Origin of the sequence: Streptomyces sp. NPDC008139, from assembly GCF_042957025.1 — a bacterium.
In the GTDB taxonomy this organism is placed as follows: domain Bacteria; phylum Actinomycetota; class Actinomycetes; order Streptomycetales; family Streptomycetaceae; genus Actinacidiphila.
In genome coordinates this window covers 267,134-289,146 of sequence record NZ_JBIBHM010000003.1, presented here as the reverse complement: position 1 = coordinate 289,146, position 22,013 = coordinate 267,134, and the positions used below count along the sequence as shown (strand labels likewise).

Below are 22,013 nucleotides of genomic sequence, written 5' to 3'. Positions count from 1 at the left end.
GTCAGCGGCAGGGGCTACTTGGCCCAAGGGGACTGCTTCTCGTAGCGGGGCCGCCAGGTCTTGCGGAAGAGGAAGCGCACGGGCGGCGGAACGAGCGCCAGCACCTTCTGCTCGGTGGCGGCCGGCGCCGAGTCCAGGAGCCAGGGGAAGAACGTCGCCGCCCCCTTCGTCCCCACCTGCCTGCGCTGTTCCGCCCCGAAGGCGTCCCACTGCTTGGCGGTCACCACGGCCCCCACCAACGGCAGCCCCGCGTCCTCCTCGTGGTCGAAGTGCGCCGTCAGCGCGTCCCGCAGCCGCTCCACGTCCTGGCTCAACCCGGCCGTGTCACCCGCCGCGAGCCGCGCTTCGACCGCCGCGATCAGCGGATCGAGCACCGCGTGCTCGGACTCCATCGCGTCCAGCAGCGCGACCCGCTCGGGGTCGCCTCCGATCCGCCCGCGCATGGCGGGCCACAAGGTGGTGTCCTCGGCGGTGTGGTGGATGTCCAAGTAGTAAGTGAAGTTCTTCCAGCCCTCTTTGAAGGCCCGCAGACTCCCGGCCTTGTGATCGGCGGCCGCGACCAGCCTGCCGAGGTCGCGCCGGAAGGCGTCGTGCACCGCGTACATCATGGTGAAGTCGAGCCGGGACTGCGCATCCGACGGGGTGTAGGTACTCATGCGTGCCTCCTGATGAGTGCGTGCGCGGGTACGTGGTCAGATGGTGGCACCGACGCCTGTCACGGTGCTTCCTCCTCAGGAACCCGGAGGCCCGCGGCGGCGACGACTTCCGCGCCGATCGGGGCGAACCCCGCGATAAGGAGGCCGGGTTCGGCCTCGGCCCTCGTCGCGGGGCCCGGCACGTCACCCCGCCGCGGTCCGCAGCGCCGCCTCCAGACGCGGCCCCGTGTACTGCCTCACCCATGCCAGATGCTCGCCCCCGGTCCCTCGCGGCACCACTTCGACGAGCATGATCAGGAAGAGGTAGCAGCGGTACAGCGCGATCCGCCGCCGGGCCGCCGCGTCGAAGTCCGTACGCCCGCCGCCCGCGCCGTATCCGGCGAGGAAGGTGGAGTCGCGCTCGATGTCGTCGCGCCCGATCGACAGCGACGCGAAGTCCGCCAGCGGGTCGCCCCAGAACATCCGCTCGCCGTCGATGAGACCGCTGACCGTGCGGGCGCCCGCCGGACCGTGGAGCAGGACGTTGCCCGGCCACAGGTCGAAGTGGACCAGCGCGGGCTCGGTGACCTCGTCGAGCACGGGCGCCGCCGTCGCCAGCGCGGCGCGGATCTCGGCGACCGGGAGCGGCAGCCAGGGTCCGTACCGCTCCGCGTCGGCCAGGACGGCGTCGGTCATCGCCGTGAAGGCGGGCCGCCAGCGGGAGTCGAGCGGGGCGAGGGTCTGCGCCGGGTAGCCGAAGGCAGGTCCGCGCACGGAGTGCAGCCGGGCCAGCAGGCCGCCGGTCTCCCGCCACAGCCGCGCGCTCTCGGCCTCCCCGACGCCCTCCGCGGCTTCCCCTGCCGCCGACCAGGTGACGCCGGGGCAGTGCGTCATCAGCAGGAAGGGAGCGGCCTGTTCGCTCCCGTCGTCGTACTCGGCGTGCACCACGCGCGGCGCGGGCACCCCCGCAGTGGCGGCGCCCTCGTAGAACCGGACCTCGCCGCGCAGCAGTTCGCGTTCGTAGCCGAGCTTCGGGACCCGCGACGGCGGCGGGACCTTGAGCACGAGGACGGCGCCGTCGGTGAGTTCGACACGGTGCATCGCGTTGTACGTGCCGCCCTGGAGCGGCGCGTGTCCGGCGATCCCGGCCGCCGGGATTCCGGCGCGCTCCAGCGCTCCGGCCACCGTGTCGCCCTGCGTCAGCGGTGCCATCCGCCCCTCCCCGTGGTCGCCTTCCGTGGGGCCGAACCCTACGCGGTCGCCAGTCCCCAGCCGAGCGCGCCCACGGCGGCGGCCGCGTAGGCCCACACGGCGGCGAGCACGATCCGCCGTCTGACGGACTCCGACCAGGGCGTACGGGCCAACAGCCAGGCCAGCGCGGGGAGTACGAGGACCGCGTGCAGGCTCACTCCGTGCAGCGGCTTGAGGGTGCCGGTCGAGTGGTACGCGGCCTGCTGGTCGCCGGTCCTGGTGTCGACGACCCCGCGGGCGATCATCACGGCGCCCGAGAGCAGGCCGACCAGCAGCAGCGCGAATCCGGCGCGCAGCGCGAGCGGCATTCCGGCGGGTCCGCCGGGCCGGGTGCGGAAGGCAGCGACCGCGAAGGCGGTGAGGACCACGACGAGCAGCGCGCCGCCGACGGCCAGAGACATGGCGACGGCGGCATTCACCGGCGTCTCCATGTTGAAGTGCGAGGGCACGTGCCGCCACGCCTGCACGGTGATCCCGGCGACCTCCAGGACGCAGTCGGCCGCGAAGAGGGCGAGCAGCGTGGAGCGGGTCCGCTCGCCGATCCGCACGTACGAGGTCACCCAGGCGAGCGCGATCAGGGTCAGGCCGAAGGAGACCCCGAAGGTGAAGGGCTTGCGCCAGGAGACCGGGCCGTCCCACGGCCCACCGTCCACCGCGAAGACCCCCAGGTGGAACAGGCCCGACACGATGAGCGCGGCGCCGACCGCGTACGCCCGCCGCTCGGCGCCGCGTGCGGGGACGCGGCCGGGCGGCGGGACGACTGCTGCCGTGGCGGACATGGCGCGGGACTCCTGACCGAGGGGACCCCGGCGGCGCTCCCGGCCGGGGAGTCCCGGACGCGGCGCGGCGGGACGCGCTCACGGTAGGCGGCGGGCGGTGCGCGCCGCGTCGTCGCGCGGGAGGCGGTCGCGCTGCTCCCGGTGGAGTACGCGCCCGCCTCAGGACCCCCGCGCCGCTGATCGGCTGTCGGAAGGGTCCGGCGGTCGGGTGGTTCCGGGCGTGCCGTGATTGGGCTGGTCGCAAAACGGTCATAGCATCTGAAAATATGCTTAAAGGTCTCTCCGGGTCGCGCAGGCGACAGGGGCGGTAGGAGCGAGGGCGAGGAGTGTCATGACCCAGCAGACGGGCGGCCGGATCGCGGAACCGCGCGACGGCGCCGACTCCGCGGAAGCGGCGGACGGCGGCGGACGCACGCGCCGCAGACGACTGCTGCCGTGGAAGCACAAACGGGATCTGACCCCGACGCAGTTCCGCCGCCGTCGGCTGGTCACCCGCGGCGCGCTCGGCGTCTGCGTGGTGTGCGTCGGCACCGTGGGCTGGTCGGTCGGCCAGGCGCTGACCTACCCCGGCAAGGACAGCAATGTGGCCAGGCTCGCCGAGTGGGCCCGCGACCACGAACTGGGCTTCGTGGTCAACAAGCTGGAGGACGTCCAGTACAAGATGAACCCGCCGAAGGTCGGCGGCTCGCTGTCGGCCGACGCGCTGGCCCGTATGAAGGCCACCGCGCCCGCCACCACCGCCGCGGGCACCGCGCCGGAGGGAGCGCCCGCGGCCCCCGCGGCGCCGGTCATCCCGCTGCGCGCCCCGATGCGCCCGCTGGTCACCCCCGGCCTGCCGGGCGAGGGCGTCTTCCGCACACTGTCCAGCGCCCACGGCCAGCCGATCGTCCAGGGGACGTACGTCAGGCCGGACGGCGACCACACCTCGTACGAGGCGGCCGTCGCCTGGATCAGCGGCAAGCACGCGCGCTTCCAGCTCCACCCCGGATTCCGCGAGCCCGGCGGCACCTTCTCCGTACCGCCCAACATCCCCAAGGGGCAGCGCACCGGTCTGGTCGCCACCTGGAACGGCGGCTTCCGGGTCACCGACGGCGGCTCGCGCGGCGGCTTCTACCTCAACGGGCAGACGGCGGGCGACCTGCGCGACGGCACCGCGTCCGAGGTCTTCTACAAGGACGGCTCGATCCGCATCGGGGTCTGGGGTCGCGATGTGCACATGACCAAGGACGTCGTCGGCGTACGCCAGTGCCTGGAGCTGATGGTCGACGACGGCCGGGTGGTGTCCGACATCGGCGACGACTCCAAGTGGGGTGTCACCGACCAGAGCAAGATGTTCGTCGAGCGCTCGGGCGTCGGCATCACCGCACAGGGCGACATCATCATGGTGGTCGGCCAGGCCCTGTCCGCGCGGACCCTCGCCGAACTGATGCAGCACGCCGGGGCGGTCCGCGCCATGCCACTGGACATGAACCGCGCGTGGCCGTCCTTCATGTCCTACGACAGCGGCAAGGATCCTGCGGACCCGAAACCCACCAACATTCTCGACTTCGAGGACCCGCCGGACCGCTACTACACCCAGGCCACCCGCGACTTCGTGGCCGTCTACGCCCGCTGACCGTACGCACGGCGGCGGCCCGCCGGTACGGCCGCGCGGCCGGGTACGGCGCTACGCCATCTGGTCGGCCGCCGCCGCCTCGGTGAAGGCGCGGATCCTGGCGGTGGCGCGGGACGCCCGCCACACCGGACCCCAGTCCAGCGGCGGCGTGTCGTGGAAGGGGACGTAGACGACGTCGGGGCGGGCGGGGAACCGGGTGGCGTGCGCGCCCACCGGGAAGACCCCCTGGCCCGCCCCGACCAGGGTCAGCACCTCCTGGAAGGTCGCCGCCGAGCGGCCGACCGGGATCGCCAGTCCCGCCGGGGTCTGCTGCGGCGTCCCCGGCTCGCGCCAGTAGTCGGGCAGCGAGCACGGCGCTTGCAGCACCTCGGTGCGCGCCAGATCCTCCACCGAGACCGTGCCGCGCTGGGCGAACGGATGCGTGGCGGGGACCGCCAGCATGCGCGGCTCCGACAGCAGCACGGGACCGTTGGCCAGATCCGGGCCCGACAGCGGCAGGCAGGCGATCAGCACCTCCAGCGCGTCGGCCCGCAGCCGTTCCAGCGCCTCGGTCATCTGAACCTCGCGGATCTCCACCTCGCAGCCCGGATGCCGGGTACGGAACCGCTCGGTCGCCCTGACCAGCAGCTGACTCGCCGCCGCGCCCACGAAGCCCACCCGCAGCAGCCCGGCCACCCCGCGCCCCTCGGCCACGGCCGTCGCCAGCGCCGCCTCCAGCCGCTCGAACGCGGGCCGCAGGTCGTCGTGGAGGCGCCGGCCGATCGGTGTCAGCACCACACTGCGGCTGGTGCGCTCGAACAGCGGCGCCCCGACGCGGCGTTCGAGCTTGCTGATCACCTGGCTGACCCGGGCCGTGGTCACCCGCAACCGCATGGCGGTCCGCCCGAAGTGCAGCTCCTCGGCGAGGGTCAGGAACGTCTCCATCTCGTACCGCTCCATGCAGGCCCCCTTCCTGGTGCCGTCGAGGCATGTGTGAGCGCGCTGTTAAATCGTACTTAACGATCATTCCATGAAGTGGAGTTGATCCTCCCGCCCCCGTCAGGGAAGTCGGTTGACACCGCCCGCCCGCGCTGCCTAGCGTCGTGCCCGTATGTGACTGCTATTCATATGACAGAACGCCTCGGAGTACGCCTGCACGATCGGCGCGGACTGCGCGGCGGGCAGCCGGTGCAGCCCCTCAGGGCTCTGCGCGGCCTTCACCAGTGCCGCGGGCGCGGCCCCCGTCAGCCGCGCCGCCTCCGCCACGCCCTGCGCGAGGTTGGGCGTGAGCGCGTTGGTGGAGATCGTGCCGAACACCGCCGTGCCGAAAGCGCTGCCCAGCGTGCGGAAGAAGGTCACGCCCGAGGTGGCCGTACCGAGGTCGGCGTACGCCAAACCAGGGGTGACGGGAGCGGACCACGTCGTAGGCTCGGAAACATGGCTGGTGACGAGGGGAAGCCCGCGGGCGGCGGGAGCGTACGGGTGGACAGTTGGATCTGGTGCGTACGGCTGACCAAGACGCGCTCGATCGCCGCCGCGGCGTGCAGGGCCGGACACGTCCGGGTGAACGGCGAGCGCGTGAAGCCCGCCCAGGCCGTACGCGTCGGCGACGAGGTACGGCTGCACCACGCGGGCCGCGAGCGGATCGTGGTCGTCTCCAAGGTGCTGAGCAAGCGGGTGGGCGCGCCCGCGGCGGCCGAGTGCTTCGTGGACAACAGCCCGCCGCCGCCCCCGCGCGAGGACGTCCTGGCGCTGGGCCTGCGCGACCGCGGCACCGGACGGCCGACCAAGCGCGACCGGCGCGAGCTGGAACGGCTGCTGCACGGCAGCGCGCGGCCCGGCGACGGCGGCCGGCCCGGCGGGACCCCGCGTCCGCGCGGCGGCTCCCGGCGTCCTGCGGACGGCTGAGGGGCGGGCGGCTGGGGGGCGGGCGGTGTCCCGAGGGCGGTTGAGCGGTGCCCGCGTGACCCGCGAGTCCTGCGTCGGACCCTGGCTGATGGCTCAGAGCGTCTGAGCGCACTGACGGTGCTGCCCGGCTGAGGACCCGGCGGGACCGGCCGGCCGCCGGATCAGTACGACTGGAGTTCCAGGAGGTTGCCGTCCGGGTCGCGCAGATGCGCGGTCCGCATCGACGGGCCCCACTCGGGGCGGTCGGCCGGGGGAGCGATTGGCCGTCCGCCGTGCCGCAGGCACAGCTCGTACCCGGCGGTGACGTCCGGCACCCGGCTGACCAGCATGGCCCGGTCCCGGGCGGGCGGCGCGTCGGCGGGCAGGCCGGTGCCGCCCGTCGCCTCGGCCATCGCGGCCCGGTCGAAGAGGGCGAGGACGCCCTCGGCGCCGACGTCCCAGCTCGCGTAGGGGCCGCTCTCGCCGCCGCGGGTCAGCGTGGCGCCGACGAGACCGGGAAGCACGGCGTTGTAGAAGCGGAAGGTGTCGGCGAACCGGCCGACGAGCAGGCGCGGGTGGAGCGCGTCCATCGGGAGACCTCACTCGGTGCGTACGGGATGATGCGTGACGGGATGATGAGTGACAGGATCGTGGGTGCTGACCCATCATTGGTGGCAGCCTACAATGAGGTCCATGAACGGAACACCGCCCACCCTCGCCGCCCTCACGACGTATCTGCTGTCGAAGACCGGCAAGGCCGCGCGCGGCAGGCTGGCCGCGGAGCTGTCGGACGAGGGTCTGCGGCTGTGGCACATGGCGGTGCTCGCCGCGCTCGCCGACTTCGGCCCGCAGGTGCAGCGGGAGCTGGCGGGGCGGCTGGGCGTCGACCCCAGCGACATGGTGAAGGTCGTCGACGAACTGGCAGCGTCCGGCTGCGTCGAGCGCGCCCGTGACACGGCCGACCGCCGCCGGGTCCGGGTCGCCCTCACGCCGGCGGGCAGCGACCGCCTCGCCGCGCTCACCGCCCGCGCCGAGGCCGTACAGGACGACGTGCTCGCCCCGCTCGACGCGCGCGAACGGGCCCAATTGCACGCCCTGTTGCTGCGGGTGCACGAAGGGCTGCCCGCCGGGGGACGGTGAGACCGCGGCAACGGCGGGGCTGGGGTGTGCCGGGAGCGGCCCTCGCCCCCGTAAACTTGCGGTGCTAGTTTACGGGGGCGGTACATACCCACACCCGGGGCCGCCCGACCCGCACCCTCGGGTCCCGCCAGGAGGAGCACGCGATGCGACCTGTCCACTTCGCCGCCGCCCGCCGCACCCCCATCGGGAAGCTGCGGGGAGCGCTCTCCACGGTCCGCCCCGACGACCTGGCGGCGACCGTGCTGCGCGGTCTGCTGGACGGCGTGCCCGCGCTCGACCCCGCCAGGATCGACGACGTCTACTGGGGCGCGGCGAATCAGTCGGGCGAGGACAACCGCAATGTGGCGCGGATGGCCGTGCTGCTCGCGGGCCTGCCGGACAGCGTGCCCGGCGCCACCGTCAACCGGCTCTGCGCGTCCGGGCTCGAAGCCGTCACCGCCGCCGCCCGCATGATCGCGGCGGGCGAGGCCGACATCGTGGTCGCGGGCGGCTCCGAGTCGATGAGCCGCGCCCCCTTCGTCCTGCCCCGCCCCGACGACGCGCTGCCGCACACGATGCCGACGTACGACACCCGGCTCGGCTGGCGGCTCACCAACGACCGGATGCGCGAACTGCACGGCGTGCTGGCGATGGGGGAGACGGCGGAGGAGGTCGCCACGCGGTACGGCGTCAGCCGCGCCGACCAGGACGCCTTCGCGCTGCGCAGCCACCGCAATGCCGCCGCCGCCCGCGAGAAGGGCCTCTTCGACGCCGAGATCCTGCCCGTCACCCGGCCCGACGGTGTGGTCGTCACGCGGGACGAGTGCATCCGCGAGGACACCACGGCCGAGCGGCTGGCCGCGCTCAAGCCGGTCTTCCGCAAGGACGGCACCGGGACGGTCACCGCGGGCAACGCCTCGCCGATGAACGACGGCGCCGCCGGGCTGCTGCTGGTCAGCGAGGAGGCGCTGCGCGACCTCGGACTCGAATCACTCGGCCGGTACGCGGCCGGGGCCAGCGCCGGAGTACACCCGGACGTCATGGGCGTCGGGCCGGTCCCGGCGACCCGGCGCGTGCTCGCCCGGCTCGGCAGGACCGTCGACAGTGTCGAGGAGGCCGAGTTCAACGAGGCGTTCGCCGCCCAGGCGCTGGCCTCCGTGCGCGAACTCGGCGTCGACCCCGAACTGGTCAACCCCGACGGCGGCGCCATCGCCCTCGGCCACCCGCTCGGCTGCTCGGGCGCCCGTATCCTCACCACCTTGCTGCACCGGATGAACCGCACCGGCGCCCACCGGGGCCTGGCCACCATGTGCGTCGGGGTCGGCCAGGGCACGGCGGTGCTGGTCGACCGCGACTGAGCCGCGACTGAGCCGCGACTGCGCGGTGCCGGACGCGCGACGGACTCGCGCTCGACCCGTGTCGGTACGGCGGTGCCGCCGCCCGGGCGAAACGGCGGCGAGGGTGACGGGAACCACCTCCGTGACACCCGCCCGCGGACCCGAAAGCCCGGTGCCGTCCGCCGCCGTCTGGGACAATCGATCGCGTGCCTACACCACTTAGCGGACGAGTTGACGCACGTTGACCGGCCCCGACAGCGGGGCGCAGCTGCTCGCGATCAGTGACCTGCACGTCGGTTACGCGGCCAACCGCCTCATCGTGGAGCAGTTGCGGCCGGGGACGGACGAGGACTGGCTGATCGTCGCCGGAGACGTCGCCGAGAACTCCGAGGACATCATCTGGGCGCTGACCACGCTCAAGGAGCACTTCTCCACCGTCATCTGGCTGCCGGGCAACCACGAGCTGTGGACCCCGCCGGACGACCCGGTGCAACTGCGCGGCGAGGCCCGCTACCGCCACCTGGTCGAGGAGATCCGCCGCCTCGGCGTCATCACGCCCGAGGACCCGTACCCCCTGTGGGAGGGCGAGCGGGGACCGGTCGCGGTCGTGCCGATGTTCCTGCTGTACGACTACACGTGGCGCGACGGCACGCCCGGCGCCACCACCAAGGAAGAGGCGCTGGCGCACTCGCGGGACCTCGGCGTGGTCTGCAACGACGAGCGGTTCCTGCACCCCGACCCGCTGCCGGGCCTCGACGACTGGTGCCGGGTCCGGGTGGCCGAGACCGAGGCGCGCCTGGAGGCGCTGGACCCGGCGCTGCCGACGGTGCTGGCCAACCACTTCCCGCTGCACCGCGACCCGACGCGCATCCTGCGCTACCCGTCGTTCGCGCTGTGGTGCGGCACGGAGCGCACCGAGCAGTGGCACACCCGCTTCCGGGCCGCCGAAGTCGTCTACGGGCATCTGCACATCCCGCGGGTGATGTGGCGCGACGGCGTCCGCTTCACGGAGGTCTCGCTCGGCTACCCGAGGGAGTGGGGGCGCCGCGACACCGGGCCCGCGGGGCCGCGGCGGATACTGGCCGGACGTCAGGGCGTCCGCCGGTGATCGAGCACCTGCTGCCCGCCGCCGTCCGCTCACGGGCCGTGTACGGCGCGGAGCTCGACGGCGCGCCGCTCTTCCCCGAGGAGGCCGCGGCCGTCGCCAAGGCGGTCGCCAAGCGCCGTGCCGAGTACGCGGCGGGCCGCGCCTGCGCCCGTGCCGCGCTGGCCGGGCTCGGGATCGCACCGGGGCCGATCCCGCGCGACCCCGACCGGGGCGCGCCGGTCTGGCCGGCCGGCGTCGTCGGCAGCATCACCCACTGCGACGGCTACCGTGCCGCGGCCGTCGCCCGCACCTCCGACGTCCACACCCTCGGCATCGACGCGGAGCCGCACGGCCCGCTGCCCGAAGGGGTGCTCAAGGTCGTCACCGCCACCGACGCGGAGGCCGCCGCGCTGGAGCGGCTGGGCGAGGAAGCACCCGAAATCCACTGGGACCGGCTGCTGTTCAGCGCCAAGGAGACCGTCTACAAGGCGTGGTATCCCTTCCACCGCAAGATGCTCGGCTTCGAAGAGGCCGAACTCCTCTTCACCCGCGACCCCGACGCCCCCGACCGCGGCGGCTACACCGCCCGCCTCCTGATCCCCGGCCCCCTCCTCGCCGAGAACATCGGCCCCGACATCTTCACCGGCCGCTGGACCACCCGCAACGGCCTCGTCACCACCGCGATCGTCGTCCCCAACCCAACGGCTGCGCCTGCCGCTTGACCCTTGAGACGTCCCCGCCCCCGCACCTCGTACCCCCGACCTGAGCGCGACCCCCCCCGCCTCCCCGCGACCGGGCGACCCGGCCCGGAATTCCGCCAAGGCGCCCCCGTCCGGCGAGGCAGCCCCGGAACCCCGCCGAGCCCCCGGCCCGATCCGCCCAACGGCCTCCGCCGCCGGGCGTACCGCCGCTGAGTTTCCGTGTGACAGCCGCCGCCGCGTGGCCGAGTCCCAGCAGACGCTCAACGGCCTCCGCCGTCCGGTGGATTCGCGGCAGACGCGAGCGCCGTCCGGCGCGGGAGCGGGGCCGGATTGGCCCATCGACCTGTGCCGTGATGTGGCCTGCGGCGGGGTGTCCGTGCGACGGGGTGTCCGTGCGACGGGTGGCGGGCCGGGCCGGATTTACTCCCGACCTTTGCCGTCAGGCGTACCGCCGCTGAGTTTCCGTGTGACAGCCGCCGGGTGCCCAAGCCCGAGCAGACGCCAAGCGACCTGCGCCGTCAGGCGGCCCGCGGCGGAGTGTCGGTACCGAGCGCCGGTGGGCGCCCAACGGGCTGCCCCGTCCGGCGGATTCGTGGCAGACGCGAGCGCTGTCCGGCGCGGGGGCGGGGCCGGGCGCGTTCGATGACCTCCGCCGTCAGGCGGATTCGCGGGGGATCAGGGTCGTTTTGAAGATCGCTGAGCGGGTCTGCTGGGCGGGGTCGTCGATGAGGGCCATCAGGAGCTTCGCCATTTCCGCGGCCATGTCCTCGACCGGCTGGCGGATGGTGGTGAGCAGGGGGCGGGAGGACAGGGCGGCGCTGCTGTCGTCGAAGCCGATGACGGCCACGTCGTCGGGCACGCGGCGGCCGTGGTCGCGCAGGACGAGAAGGGCGCCCTGGGCCATGAGGTCGTTGGCGACGAACACGCCGTCGGTGTCGGGCTGTTCGGACAGCAACTGCTTCATCGCCCGCTCGCCGCCCTCCTGCGTGAAGCTGCCCTCGACGCTGGGGACGTACGCGTAGCCGTGCTCGGCCATCGCCTCGCGGAAGCCTGCGAGGCGGTCCTGGCCCGCGGGGGAGTCGGCCGGGCCCGCGATGGTGGTGATCCGGCGGCAGCCGCGGGCCAGCAGGTGCTCGGCGGCGAGCTTCGCGCCCGCCTGCTGCGCGACGTCCACGAAGCTGATCGGGATCGGCGTGGCCGGCCGGGCGAACAGCACGGTCGGCAGCCCGGCCTCGGTGAGCAGGGACGGCAGCGGGTCGCCCGGCGCGATCGACACCAGCACCACGCCGTCGATGTGCTCCTGCCGCAGATTCGGCACCAGCGAGCGCCGTGCCTTCTCGGAGTCGGCGAGCATCAGCAAGGGGTGCACGCCGCGCGGGCGCAGCACCGTGAGCAGGCCGCCCACTATCCGGCCGAAGAACGGGTCGCTGAAGACCTGCCCGAGGAAGGGGTCGTCGGCCGCGTGGTGGTCGGGCACGGAGAAGACCAGCGCGACCGAGTCCGTACGCCGGGTGACCAGCGACCTGGCCGCGCGATTGGGGATGTACCCGGTCGCCTCGACCGCCTCCTGGACGACCTTCTGGATCTCCGGATCGACATTGCGCGTCCCGTTGACCACACGGGACACCGTCGCCCGCGACACCCCGGCGGACCGCGCGACGTCTTCCAGTGTGGGCAGGCGGGGCCCGGCAGGACGGCTGCTCGTCATGGTCCAGTTATACCACGCACGGAGAGCGCTCTCCCTAAGTCCTGGTCGGACAACACGCAGATGGGGCGGGGTACGGCAGCCCCCCACAGGCCCGCCGCGCCCCGCCCCGGTCTCAACCGCGCGCCCCGGTCACCCGGGTCACGCGTACACCCCGAACTCGTACAGCGAGTACCCGTAGGCCGTGCCGCGCTGCGTCAGATTCAGCCGCACATAGCGGCCGGACCCGTTGACGTCGAACGTCTCCACGCCGCCGGTCGCGGTGGTCGTGCTGTAGATGTCCGTCCACGTGTTGCCGTCGTTGGACACCTGCACCTGGTACGACTTCCCGTAGGCGGACTCCCAACCGAGCTGGATGTGCTTGATCGCGGTGGTCTGCCCGAGGTCGACCCGCAGCCACTGCGCGTCGGTCCAGTCGGTCGCCCACCGGGTGTCCCAGCGCCCGTCCGTGGTGTTCGACGGCGGGAACGGCGCCCCGTTGCCGGTCTGCTGGTACGAGGACGCGGTCGTCGGCTTGCCGAGCGCCACGTTCGTACCGCCGACCGTCGGCGCCACCACGCGGAACGACTTGGTCTCGATACCGACGTTCCCGTGCCCGTCGAAGGCGTACACGTACACCTTCCACACCCCGAGCGTCTTGGGCGCGGTCACCGTGAACCTGCCGTCGCCGGTCTGTGTGAACGTGACCTGTTGCAGACCGGTCCCGCTGTCCACGTACTTGGTGGAGTACATGAGTTGATACCGGATCAGATCGCCGTCCGGATCGGTCGCCGACGCCGAGACGTCGAAGGTGCCGCCGGCCGGGACGGAACCGCTGTTGCCGACCGTCATCGAGCTGATCACCGGCGGGGTGTTGGCCTGCGGCGTGCCGCCGTAGTCCTTCGCCACCGAGTAGTACATCATCCGGTTCCAGCTCGCGGGGCGGACGTTGAACCACACGCCGCCGAAGTCGTTCTCGTTGCCGTAGTGGAAGATCGTGGCGCCGAGCGCGACCCCGGTGTGGCCCGAGATGCAGTTCCACGCGGACAGGTACGCGTCCCGCTTCTGGATGTCCGTCGGCTCGGTGGGCACCCCGTTCGCGTCGTTCGGCACCTCCCACTCGCCGGCCTCACCGGTCTCGGTGACGATGTACGGCTTGGTGTAACCGCCGTTGATCCAGTCCTGCTTCACATTGCAGACCGCGCCGTAGGAGTTGACCGCGTAGAGGTCGAGCGACGGCGTGTACTGCTTGTAGTACGGCCACGCGCCGGTCCACGCGTCCGTCGAGGTCACTGGGTGGTTCGGGTCGATCGCGTGGATCGCCTGCGTCACCTGCTCGACGAACTTCGCGTAGGCGATGCGCTGTTGCTCGATCGCGGCGCCCGAGTAGTGGTCCTGCGTGGTGAGGATGACCTCGTTGCCGACATCCCACATCAGCACGCCCGGGTGGTTCTTGTACGTCGTCACCCAGTTCTTGATGTCGTTGAGCGTGTTGGTCTTGTACGCCGTGTCGTTGACGTAGTCCGCGCCCTGGTTGAGCCAGAAGCCGTTGACCACCTTCAGACCGAACTGCGCGGCGGCGTCCAGCAGCGGCTTGGTGCCCGCGTCGGTGCCCCAGGTGCGCACGGTGTTGACGCCCATCGCCTTCAGGTCACGCATGTGCGCGTTCGCCGTGTCGTTGGACGGACCCCAGGTCATGCCCTTGACGGTGTACGGCGCTCCGTTGACGGTGAGCTTCCAGTTGCCCTGGCCGCCCGTGACGTGCACGTCGCTGGCGCCGGTCGGCACCGGCGGGTCGGTGAGCGGGGTCGGCACGGTGCCCGCGGCGATCTGGGAGACCGTCACGTTGTCGATGCTCAGCGCGCCGCCGGAGGAGGTGTCGGCGGCCGGAGAGGTGCAGCCGCAGACGGAGTTGGGGTAGGAGCCGCCGATCCGGAGGCTGAAGTCCACGAAGACGCCGTGGTGCACGGCCGCCTCCCAGGTCGCGACGCCGACCTGCGACTCGCTGACCTGCCAGATCTGCTTGCCGTCGAGGTAGTAGCGGATCTGCTCGTCGGACTTCGTGCGGTCGATGATCTCGGAGTACGTGTGGTAGCCGGTCTGGCAGCCGGAGCAGGTGGCCAGGCCGCTGGTCTTGCCGTTGTACTCGTCGCAGTTGCCGCCGGGCGCGGTGCCGCAGTGCAGGGTCGCCGAGAGCTGAGAGCGGCCGTTGACGTTCTCCATGATGTCGCTCTCGCCGACGGCCGGCCACGCGCCGGGGTTGCCCCGGAAGGCGGCGCCCATCGCGCGGAAGGACGGCCAGTAGCCCAGCGCCTTGGCCGGATCCGGCTGCTTGAGCGTGGCGGAGATCTGGAGCTGGCCGCCCGCGGGCGCCGCGAAGTCGGTCCGCTTGGACTCGATCCGGCCGGACGTCCAGGCCGTACCCGACTTCAGGGCCGTCAAGTTGAGGTGGCCGTTGCCGTCGAGGCCCACGTTCGCGGGGGAGTTGGTGGCGGTGTCGACCTCACCGGTGCCCCAGTTGGCGGGGCCGCCGGGGTAGGCGGTGCCGGTGTCCGTGATCCAGTTGGCGGCGCTGGGCGAGGTGCCGGCCGCGCCGGTGAAGTCGTCGCTCCACACCGTGGTCCAGTTGCCGGGCGGCGGCGTGCCCGTACCGCCGTTGTCACCGCCGGTCGTACCGCCCGTGCCGCCGGAGCCCGCGGTGCCGTAGACCTGGAACTCCCACAGCGAGTAGCCGTAGCCGTTGTTGCGCACGGTGCCGTTGATCCGGACGTACCGGCCGGTGCCGCTGACCGTGAGGGTCTGGGTGCCGCCGGTGCCGGTGGTCGTGGAGTAGATCGTCGTCCAGCCGCCGGTGCCGGTGTCGGAGACCTGGATCTGGTACGCCGTCGCGTAGTTCTCCCAGTTCAGCACGACCTTGCTGACGGTGGAGGTGGCGCCGAGGTCGACCTGGAGCCACTGCGGGTCGCTCCACGCGCTGGCCCAGCGGGTGCCGGCGTCGCCGTCGACCGCGGCGGAGGCCGGGTAACCGGCGCCCTCGGTGCTGGACGCGGTGGCGGGCTTGCCCTGCGAGAGCAGGGTGTCGGCGGCGTGCGCGGCCGTGGTGGGGACGGCGAGCGCGTACAGCGCGAGACCCATGGCGAGGAGCACCAGAAGGGCCGCGCGCAGCGACGGTGGAAGGGATCTGAACCGGGCGGTCGGTGAGTGTGAGGCTCTCATGCCGATTCTCCTGCGGGGGGAGGTGAGGGAGGGAGGGTGCGGCTCTCCGGGACGGCGGGTTCCGGGGCATGGAGCATGCGGGAGAGCGCTCTCTCAGTGGGCAGATGGTTGCGTCCCGGTTTCCGGGGTGTCAAGGCATCGGACACGAGATGACGACATGTCCCGCTCGTTATGCCCTCTAACTTCCTGAATCAGCTGGTCTGTTCACCATCGGAACGTGCGGATCCGGTGGGGATCGGAGTACCGGGTCTTGACACACGCCCGTGCGGGGCGTGAATGTACCGGCATTGGGAGAGCGCTCTCCAAGCGTTCTTTTCCTGCCTGCCCCGGGGTCCCTCCGGCCGCCCCACCCGTCCGCCCAGAGACCGAGAAATCCGAGGAAGTCCCCATGAGCGACACAGGAAACAGACGCAGGACGTGGCTCGCGGGAGGGGGCGCCGTACTGGCCGCCGCGCTCCTGGCCACCGGCTGTGGAAGCGACTCGACGTCCAAGTCCGGTTCCGGCGACGACGCCAACGCCAAGACCACGCTCACCGTGAACCTGTTCTCGGACTTCGGCTACAAGGACCTCTACGCCCATTACCACAAGCTCCACCCGAACATCACGATCAAGGAGAACCGCGCCGACCTGGGCGCCCACCACCAGAACCTGCACGCGCACCTGGTCGCGGGCAGCGGCACCGCCGACATCGAGGCGATCGAGATCGGCCAGGTCGCGGGCTTCCAGCCCGAGGCGAGCAAATTCGTCAACTTCCTGGACGAGGGCGTCGACAAGAACCAGTGGGTGCCGTCCAAGACCGCCCCCGCCTCCAGCCGGGACGGCTCCTCGCTCTTCGGCCTCGGCACCGACATGGGCGGCATGGCGCTCTGCTACCGCGCCGACCTCTTCCAGAAGGCCGGGCTGCCCACCGACCGGCAGGCCGTCTCCTCGCTGGTGTCGAGCTGGGACTCCTACTTCTCCACCGGCAAGCAGTTCCTCGCCAAGAGCCCGGACAAGAAGGTCAAGTGGTTCGACGCGGGCAGCAATGTCTTCTCCGCGATGACCGCCCAGGCGCCGCAGGCGTTCTACGACGCGGACGGCAAGGTCGTCGCCGCGTCCAACCCGGCGGTCAAGCAGGCGTTCGACACGGTCGCGGGCGCCATCAAGGACGGTGAGTCGGCCGGTATCGCCGCCTTCACCCCCGCCTGGGACACCGGCTTCCGCAAGAGCCAGTTCGCCACCGTGACCTGCCCGGCCTGGATGAGCTACGAGTTCAAGGCCAACCCGCCCGCCGACGGCGGCAAGTGGGACATCGCCACCATCCCCGGCGGCGGCGGCAACTGGGGCGGCTCCTATCTGACGGTGCCCAAGCAGGGCAAGCACACCAAGGCCGCCGTCGAGCTGGCCAAGTGGCTCACCGCGCCCGCCCAGGAAGCCTGGCTCTTCAAGAACAAGGGCTTCTTCCCGTCCGACCAGGCGCTGTGGACCTCGCCCGACATCGCGAACCTGACCGACCCGATGTTCAACGGCGCGCCCACCGGCAAGATCTTCTCCGACTCCGCGAAGAACCTGAAGCCGCAGCCGCTCGGCCCGCACGGCGCCGACATCGGCAACATCTACGGCAACGCCCTGGTCTCGGTCGAACAGGGCAAGGCGAGCGTGGACAAGGCGTGGAGCAACGCCAACGCCGAGATCAAGAACATCGGCGAGTAGCGCCCGGCCGGCGGGCACGGGTGCCGGGCGCCGCTCGCGCCGCCCATGGCCCGCCGGTCCCGGCACCACCCTTCCGGCGTCCCGGAGCCGGGCCCCGAGCCCGGACTCCCGGACCGAAGTGGCCGCCGGATCGCGGCGGGCGGCCACCGGATCCCGCCGTCCGCGCGGACCGCTGTCCCGAGCGGGCCGCGCGGACGGTGGGGCACGACGGGAGCCGGCCCCGGACGTGAGGTCCTCAGATCCTCCGGGTTCCTGACCGCCCCGAGGTTCCCGTTCCGGGCCGCTCGCGCCACTCGACGGGCCGGCGGGGGTTGCGCACCCTTCCCACTCCCCGCCCACCGCGTACCCCCCGCCGGCCACCAACCAGGAGCAGATGCATGGCCGTCTCGACCGGCACCCCGCCCGCCGCCTCACAGGACAACCCCTCGCCCGGAAGGGCGGCGCCCGACTTCGCCCCCGCCAAGGGGGCCCGATGGCACCGGGCCGAGCGGCGCCTGTCGCCGTACTTCTACATCTCGCCGTTCTTCCTCGTCTTCGGCGTCTTCGGCCTGTTCCCGCTGCTCTACACGGCGTATGTGTCGCTCACCGCCTGGCGGGCCGACACCGACGGCAGCAGGCACACCTTCGTCGGCCTCGACAACTACCGCACCCTGCTGCACGATCAGTTCTTCTGGAACGCCCTGCGCAACACCCTCGGCATCGGCGTGCTCTCCACCGTTCCGCAACTGCTGCTCGCACTGGGCCTGGCCCACCTGCTCAACTACCGCCTGCGGGGCCGCACTTTCATCCGGATGGGCGTGCTGCTGCCCAACGTCACCTCGGTCGCGGCCGTCACGATCATCTTCGTCCAGCTCTTCGGCCGCGACTTCGGCCTGGTCAACTGGTTCCTCGGCCTCTTCGGCGTCCCGCACACCGACTGGCAGGCGGGCACCTGGTCCTCCTGGATCGGCATCTCCACCATCGTCACCTGGCGCTGGACCGGCTACAACGCGCTGATCTACCTCGCCGCGATGCAGGCCGTCCCCTTCGAGCTGTACGAGGCCGCCGCGATCGACGGGGCCAGCCGGTGGCGGCAGTTCAGGTCCATCACCATCCCGGTGCTGCGCCCCACCATCTTGTTCACCGTCATCACCTCGACCATCGGCGCACTCCAGATGTTCGGCGAGCCACTGCTGTTCAGCGCGAGCCAGACCCCGATGGCGGGCGGCTCGCAGCACCAGTTCCAGACGATGGCGCTGTACTCGTACGACCAGTTCTGGGGGAAGTTCAAATACGGCTACGGCGCCGCGATCTCCTGGGCGATGTTCCTGGTCATCGTCGTGATCGTCGCCGTCAACTTCCTTCTGGCCCGCCGCATGAAGGGAGTCGAGGCCGCATGACCACCCTGCCGCTCACCAAGCGCCCCCGCCGCCGATCCGGCCGGGACCGTCAGCTTTCGGCCGGCAAGGGCGTCTACGTCGCGCTCGCCGTCGTCGTCGGACTCTCGGTCTTCCCGCTGTACTGGACGCTGGTCGCCGCCTCGCGGGACAACGCCGCGCTCAGCCAGGTGCCGCCCGCGCTACTGCCCGGCAGTCACCTCCTGTCCAACCTGCGCCGGGCGTTCGACCAGGCCGACATGCAACTGGCCCTGGTCAACTCGCTGATCGTGGCCGGCACGGTCACCGTCTCGGTGGTGCTGACCTCCACGCTCGCCGGATTCGCCTTCGCCAAGCTGCGGTTCCCCGGCCGGAGCCCGCTGCTGGGCTCCGTGGTGGCGACGATGATGGTCCCCACCCAGCTCGGCATCATCCCGCTCTACATCATGATGGCGAACTGGCTGCACTGGGCGAACCACCTTCAGGCGCTCATCGTGCCCGCCGCCGCCAACGCCTTCGGGGTGTTCTTCATGCGGCAGTACCTGGTCACGGCCATCCCCGACGAACTGCTCGACGCGGGCCGGATGGACGGCTGCACGACCCGGGGCCTGTACTGGCACATCGCACTGCCCGCCGCCCGCCCGGCGATGGCGGTGCTCGGCATGCTCACCTTCATGGCCAGTTGGAACGACTTCTACTGGCCCAAGGTGGTCATGACCCAGCAGAACCCCACGGTGCAGCTCTCGCTGTCCGAACTGGCCAGCGGCTACATCCAGGACTACTCCCTGGTGCTCACCGGGGCGCTCGTCTCCAGCCTGCCGATCATCGCGGTCTTCCTGCTGATGGGCCGTCAAATCCTGGACGGCATCATGCAAGGGGCCATGAAGGGATGACCATGATCACTCCCGAGTCCGAGTCCCTGCCCCTTCCCGGGCCCGCGACGCTGTCCGATCCTGCGTCGGGGAACGGGTCGGGGCCCGCGCCGGGGCCGACGTCCGAGCCCGCGTCGGAGACGGAACCCGCCCCGTCCGACGCGGAGTTGGACGCGCTCGTCGCCAAGCTCGACCTCCCCGCCAAGGTCCGGCTGCTCTCCGGCGCCAGTTCCTTCAGGACGCAGGGCGAACCGGCTGTCGGCCTGCGGGAGATGGGCGTGTCCGACGGGCCCGCGGGCGTACGCGGCGAGCGCTGGGACGAACGCGACACCGCGCTCGTCCTGCCGTCGCCGACCGCGCTCGCGGCGAGCTGGGACGAGGAACTCGTCGCCGAACTGGGCGGTCTGCTCGCCGCGGAGGCCCGCCGCAAGCGGATCGACATCATGCTCGCCCCCACCCTCAACCTGCACAGGACCCCGGCGGCCGGACGGCACTTCGAGTGCTACTCCGAGGACCCGCTGCTCACCGGACGCACGGCCGCCGCGTACATCCGCGGCGTCCAGGCCGGCGGCGTCGCGGCCACCGCCAAGCACTACGTGGCCAACGACTCGGAGACCGAACGCCTGACGCTGGACGCCCGCGTCGACGAACGCACCCTGCGCGAGGTGTACATGGCGCCCTTCGAAGCCGCGGTGCGCGCGGGCGTGTGGGTGGTGATGTCCGCGTACAACGCGGTCAACGGCATCACCATGTCCGAGAGCCCGCTGCTGGCCGAACCGCTCAAGGGCACCTGGGGCTTCGACGGGGTCGTGGTCTCCGACTGGGGCGCGGTCCGGTCCACCGAGGACTCGGCGCTCGCCCCGCAGGACCTCGCGATGCCGGGGCCGCACCCGCTGTGGGGCGAGCCGCTGGTGGCGGCGGTCCGCGAGGGCCGGGTGCCCGAGACGGTGATCGACGACAAGGTCCGCCGATTCCTGCGGCTCGCCGCACGGGTCGGTGCGCTGGAGGGCTTCCAGGGGACCTTGTCACCCCTGGAAGCCCACGGCGAAACACGGGCGACCACCACGGCACCGGCTGCCGCGCCGGTCGTGTCGGACGACGCCCGCGTCCTGCTGCGCCGCGCGGTCGCCGCCGCGAGCGTCCTGCTGCGCAACGAGGGCGGGCTGCTGCCGCTGGACCCGGTCCCCGGACGAAGGAGCGGCCAGGACGGTCCGGACGGGGGGCCGCCGCGGATCGCCGTACTCGGCCCGAACGCCGCCGCCGCGCGCGTCCAGGGCGGCGGCAGCGCGGGCGTCTTCCCGATCGAGGTCGTCTCGCCGCTCGACGGCATCAGGGACGCGGTCGGCGACGGCGCCGAGGTCGTGCACGCCGAGGGCGTCGTCCTCACCACCCGCCCGACCCCGCTGCACAGCGGCAACTCCCGCGACCCGCGCAGCGGCGCACCCGGCGTCCTGGTCCGGTACCTCGCCGCCGACGGCGCCGAGATCCACGCCGAGCACCGGCTCAGCGGCCGGATCCTGGAGTCGGGCGACGCGCCGGAACTCGCCGCCACCGCGGCGGCCGTCGAGGTCAGCGCCCTGGTCACACCGGATGTCACGGGGGAGTGGCGGTTCGCCGTCGTCGGCCTCGGCGCGGTCACGCTGCGGGCGGACGGCGAGACGCTGATCGACACCTATGTGCGGCCCGAATCGCGGGACCCCACATATGTCCACGTCACACCGTCCTTCCGGGTGGCGTCCCGGCAGGTGACGGCGGGCGGTGAACTGCTGCTGGTCGCCACCCGGCACTGGGAGGCGGACGACGGCTTCGCGGTCGCGCTGGCCGCCGACCCGCCGCGCCGAGACGAGGACGAGTCGATCGCCGAGGCCGTGGCGCTGGCCCGCGACGCGGACGTGGCCGTCGTGGTCGTCGGCACCACCGACGAGATCGAGAGCGAGGGCTTCGACCGTACGTCGCTCGCGCTCCCCGGCCGCCAGGACGAACTCGTCGCCGCGGTCGCCGCCGCCAACCCCCGTACCGTGGTGATCGTCAACTCCGGCGGACCGGTCGAACTGCCCTGGCGGGAGAGCGTCCCCGCGGTGCTGCTGAGCTGGTTCCCCGGCCAGGAGGCCGGACACGGCCTGGCCGACGTGCTGTTCGGCCACGCCGAGCCCGGCGGGCGGCTGCCCACCACCTGGGCCGGACTCGCCGAGGGCGCGCCCCTGCCGTCCACCACCCCCGCCGACGGTGTGCTGCCGTACGAGGAAGGGCCGTATATCGGCCATCGTGCGTGGCGCAGGGCGGGCGCGGAACCCGCGTACTGGTTTGGTCACGGGCTCGGCTACACCACCTGGGAGTACCGGCTGCTGGACGTGCCCGAGGTGGTGGAGGAGACCTCGGACCAGAGTGAATCCGCAGGTGAGGACGGGAAACGGGACATCGTGGTACGGGTCGCGCTGCGCAACACCGGGGCGCGTGCGGGCCGCGAGGTCGTCCAGGTCTACCTCGGCACCGGGCCCGACGGCGACTATGACAACGGTGGACCACGACTGGCCGGATTTACCGCGGTCCGGGCCGAGCCCGGTGAGGATGTCGTGGCGGAAGTTCACGTGGCAGCACGGTCGTTCCAGCGGTGGTCACCCGCGGAAGGACGCTGGCGGAGCCGCCCGGCCCCGTACACGCTGTACGCCGGGCCCACGGCCGCCCGGCTGCCGCTCTCCGCGCCGCTGGCGTTCTGAGAGAACGCACCGAGACCGGGGCGCCCCCCTCACCTGACAGTCGGGGGCGTCCCCCGGGCACACTCCGCCCCGGTCCTGATCCGGTG

The 22,013-nt window shown here is 72.2% G+C and carries 17 protein-coding genes and 1 pseudogene; 10 read left to right on the top strand and 8 right to left on the bottom strand.

Features of this window, described 5'->3' with window-relative positions; genetic code table 11:
• Nucleotides 1–14: 14 nt before the first annotated feature.
• From ACFZBB_RS07875 to ACFZBB_RS07865, 3 genes are all read right to left on the bottom strand, one after another.
• Entirely contained in the window at nucleotides 15–656 is a 642-nt protein-coding gene (locus tag ACFZBB_RS07875) for a hemerythrin domain-containing protein (RefSeq protein ID WP_391118920.1), read from the bottom strand.
• 183 nt (nucleotides 657–839) lie between these two features.
• On the bottom strand, nucleotides 840–1,847 hold the full coding sequence (locus ACFZBB_RS07870; RefSeq protein WP_391118918.1) for a phosphotransferase: 1,008 nt from the start codon (nucleotides 1,845–1,847) through the stop codon (nucleotides 840–842).
• 38 nt (nucleotides 1,848–1,885) lie between these two features.
• Entirely contained in the window at nucleotides 1,886–2,665 is a 780-nt protein-coding gene (locus tag ACFZBB_RS07865) for a hypothetical protein (RefSeq protein WP_391118916.1), read from the bottom strand.
• A 331-nt stretch (nucleotides 2,666–2,996) separates the two neighbouring features.
• Here ACFZBB_RS07865 and ACFZBB_RS07860 point away from each other — a divergent pair, with 331 nt between their 5' ends.
• Nucleotides 2,997–4,280, top strand: a complete 1,284-nt coding sequence (locus ACFZBB_RS07860; RefSeq protein ID WP_391118914.1) for a phosphodiester glycosidase family protein — start codon at nucleotides 2,997–2,999, stop codon at nucleotides 4,278–4,280.
• Nucleotides 4,281–4,331: 51 nt separating this feature from the next.
• Here the strand turns inward: ACFZBB_RS07860 and ACFZBB_RS07855 are convergent, their stop codons facing one another.
• Together ACFZBB_RS07855 and ACFZBB_RS07850 are read right to left on the bottom strand one after the other, a co-directional pair.
• A complete protein-coding gene (locus tag ACFZBB_RS07855; protein ID WP_391118912.1) occupies nucleotides 4,332–5,219 on the bottom strand; it encodes a LysR substrate-binding domain-containing protein in 888 nt (295 codons plus the stop codon).
• A 180-nt stretch (nucleotides 5,220–5,399) separates the two neighbouring features.
• Nucleotides 5,400–5,648: pseudogene (locus ACFZBB_RS07850) on the bottom strand (MFS transporter); the annotation flags it as partial.
• Between the two features lie 48 nt (nucleotides 5,649–5,696).
• On the opposite strand from ACFZBB_RS07850, the gene ACFZBB_RS07845 reads away from it, so the two are divergent.
• Nucleotides 5,697–6,167 carry a S4 domain-containing protein gene (locus ACFZBB_RS07845; protein WP_391118910.1) on the top strand — a complete coding sequence of 157 codons (471 nt, stop codon included), beginning with the start codon at nucleotides 5,697–5,699 and terminating at the stop codon, nucleotides 6,165–6,167.
• A 161-nt stretch (nucleotides 6,168–6,328) separates the two neighbouring features.
• On the opposite strand, the gene ACFZBB_RS07840 is transcribed toward ACFZBB_RS07845, so the two are convergent.
• The gene (locus tag ACFZBB_RS07840; protein ID WP_391118908.1) at nucleotides 6,329–6,736 is read right to left on the bottom strand and encodes a VOC family protein; all 408 of its coding nucleotides are present in this window, start codon (nucleotides 6,734–6,736) and stop codon (nucleotides 6,329–6,331) included.
• Nucleotides 6,737–6,839: 103 nt separating this feature from the next.
• Here ACFZBB_RS07840 and ACFZBB_RS07835 point away from each other — a divergent pair, with 103 nt between their 5' ends.
• From ACFZBB_RS07835 to ACFZBB_RS07820, 4 genes are all read left to right on the top strand, one after another.
• Complete coding sequence (locus ACFZBB_RS07835) at nucleotides 6,840–7,286, top strand: MarR family transcriptional regulator (protein ID WP_391118906.1); 447 nt, start codon at nucleotides 6,840–6,842, stop codon at nucleotides 7,284–7,286.
• A 143-nt stretch (nucleotides 7,287–7,429) separates the two neighbouring features.
• A complete protein-coding gene (locus ACFZBB_RS07830; protein WP_391118904.1) occupies nucleotides 7,430–8,623 on the top strand; it encodes an acetyl-CoA C-acyltransferase in 1,194 nt (397 codons plus the stop codon).
• A gap of 220 nt (nucleotides 8,624–8,843) precedes the next feature.
• A complete protein-coding gene (locus ACFZBB_RS07825) occupies nucleotides 8,844–9,710 on the top strand; it encodes a metallophosphoesterase (protein ID WP_391118902.1) in 867 nt (288 codons plus the stop codon).
• The gene (locus tag ACFZBB_RS07820) at nucleotides 9,707–10,411 is read left to right on the top strand and encodes a 4'-phosphopantetheinyl transferase superfamily protein (protein WP_355341759.1); all 705 of its coding nucleotides are present in this window, start codon (nucleotides 9,707–9,709) and stop codon (nucleotides 10,409–10,411) included. Before ACFZBB_RS07825 ends, ACFZBB_RS07820 begins: the two co-directional genes overlap by 4 nt.
• Before the next feature lie 634 nt (nucleotides 10,412–11,045).
• Here the strand turns inward: ACFZBB_RS07820 and ACFZBB_RS07815 are convergent.
• Complete coding sequence (locus ACFZBB_RS07815) at nucleotides 11,046–12,098, bottom strand: substrate-binding domain-containing protein (RefSeq protein WP_391045798.1); 1,053 nt, start codon at nucleotides 12,096–12,098, stop codon at nucleotides 11,046–11,048.
• 138 nt (nucleotides 12,099–12,236) lie between these two features.
• Nucleotides 12,237–15,290, bottom strand: a complete 3,054-nt coding sequence (locus ACFZBB_RS07810) for a discoidin domain-containing protein (RefSeq protein WP_391118899.1) — start codon at nucleotides 15,288–15,290, stop codon at nucleotides 12,237–12,239.
• A 388-nt stretch (nucleotides 15,291–15,678) separates the two neighbouring features.
• Here ACFZBB_RS07810 and ACFZBB_RS07805 point away from each other — a divergent pair, with 388 nt between their 5' ends.
• From ACFZBB_RS07805 to ACFZBB_RS07790, 4 genes are all read left to right on the top strand, one after another.
• Complete coding sequence (locus tag ACFZBB_RS07805) at nucleotides 15,679–16,983, top strand: extracellular solute-binding protein (RefSeq protein WP_391118897.1); 1,305 nt, start codon at nucleotides 15,679–15,681, stop codon at nucleotides 16,981–16,983.
• Between the two features lie 377 nt (nucleotides 16,984–17,360).
• Nucleotides 17,361–18,362: an ABC transporter permease subunit gene (locus tag ACFZBB_RS07800; RefSeq protein WP_391118895.1), complete on the top strand. Its 1,002-nt coding sequence runs from the start codon at nucleotides 17,361–17,363 to the stop codon at nucleotides 18,360–18,362.
• Complete coding sequence (locus tag ACFZBB_RS07795; RefSeq protein ID WP_188285249.1) at nucleotides 18,359–19,231, top strand: carbohydrate ABC transporter permease; 873 nt, start codon at nucleotides 18,359–18,361, stop codon at nucleotides 19,229–19,231. The genes ACFZBB_RS07800 and ACFZBB_RS07795 overlap by 4 nt, the downstream gene beginning before the upstream one ends.
• On the top strand, nucleotides 19,228–21,927 hold the full coding sequence (locus ACFZBB_RS07790; RefSeq protein ID WP_391118893.1) for a glycoside hydrolase family 3 C-terminal domain-containing protein: 2,700 nt from the start codon (nucleotides 19,228–19,230) through the stop codon (nucleotides 21,925–21,927). Before ACFZBB_RS07795 ends, ACFZBB_RS07790 begins: the two co-directional genes overlap by 4 nt.
• Nucleotides 21,928–22,013: the final 86 nt, after the last annotated feature.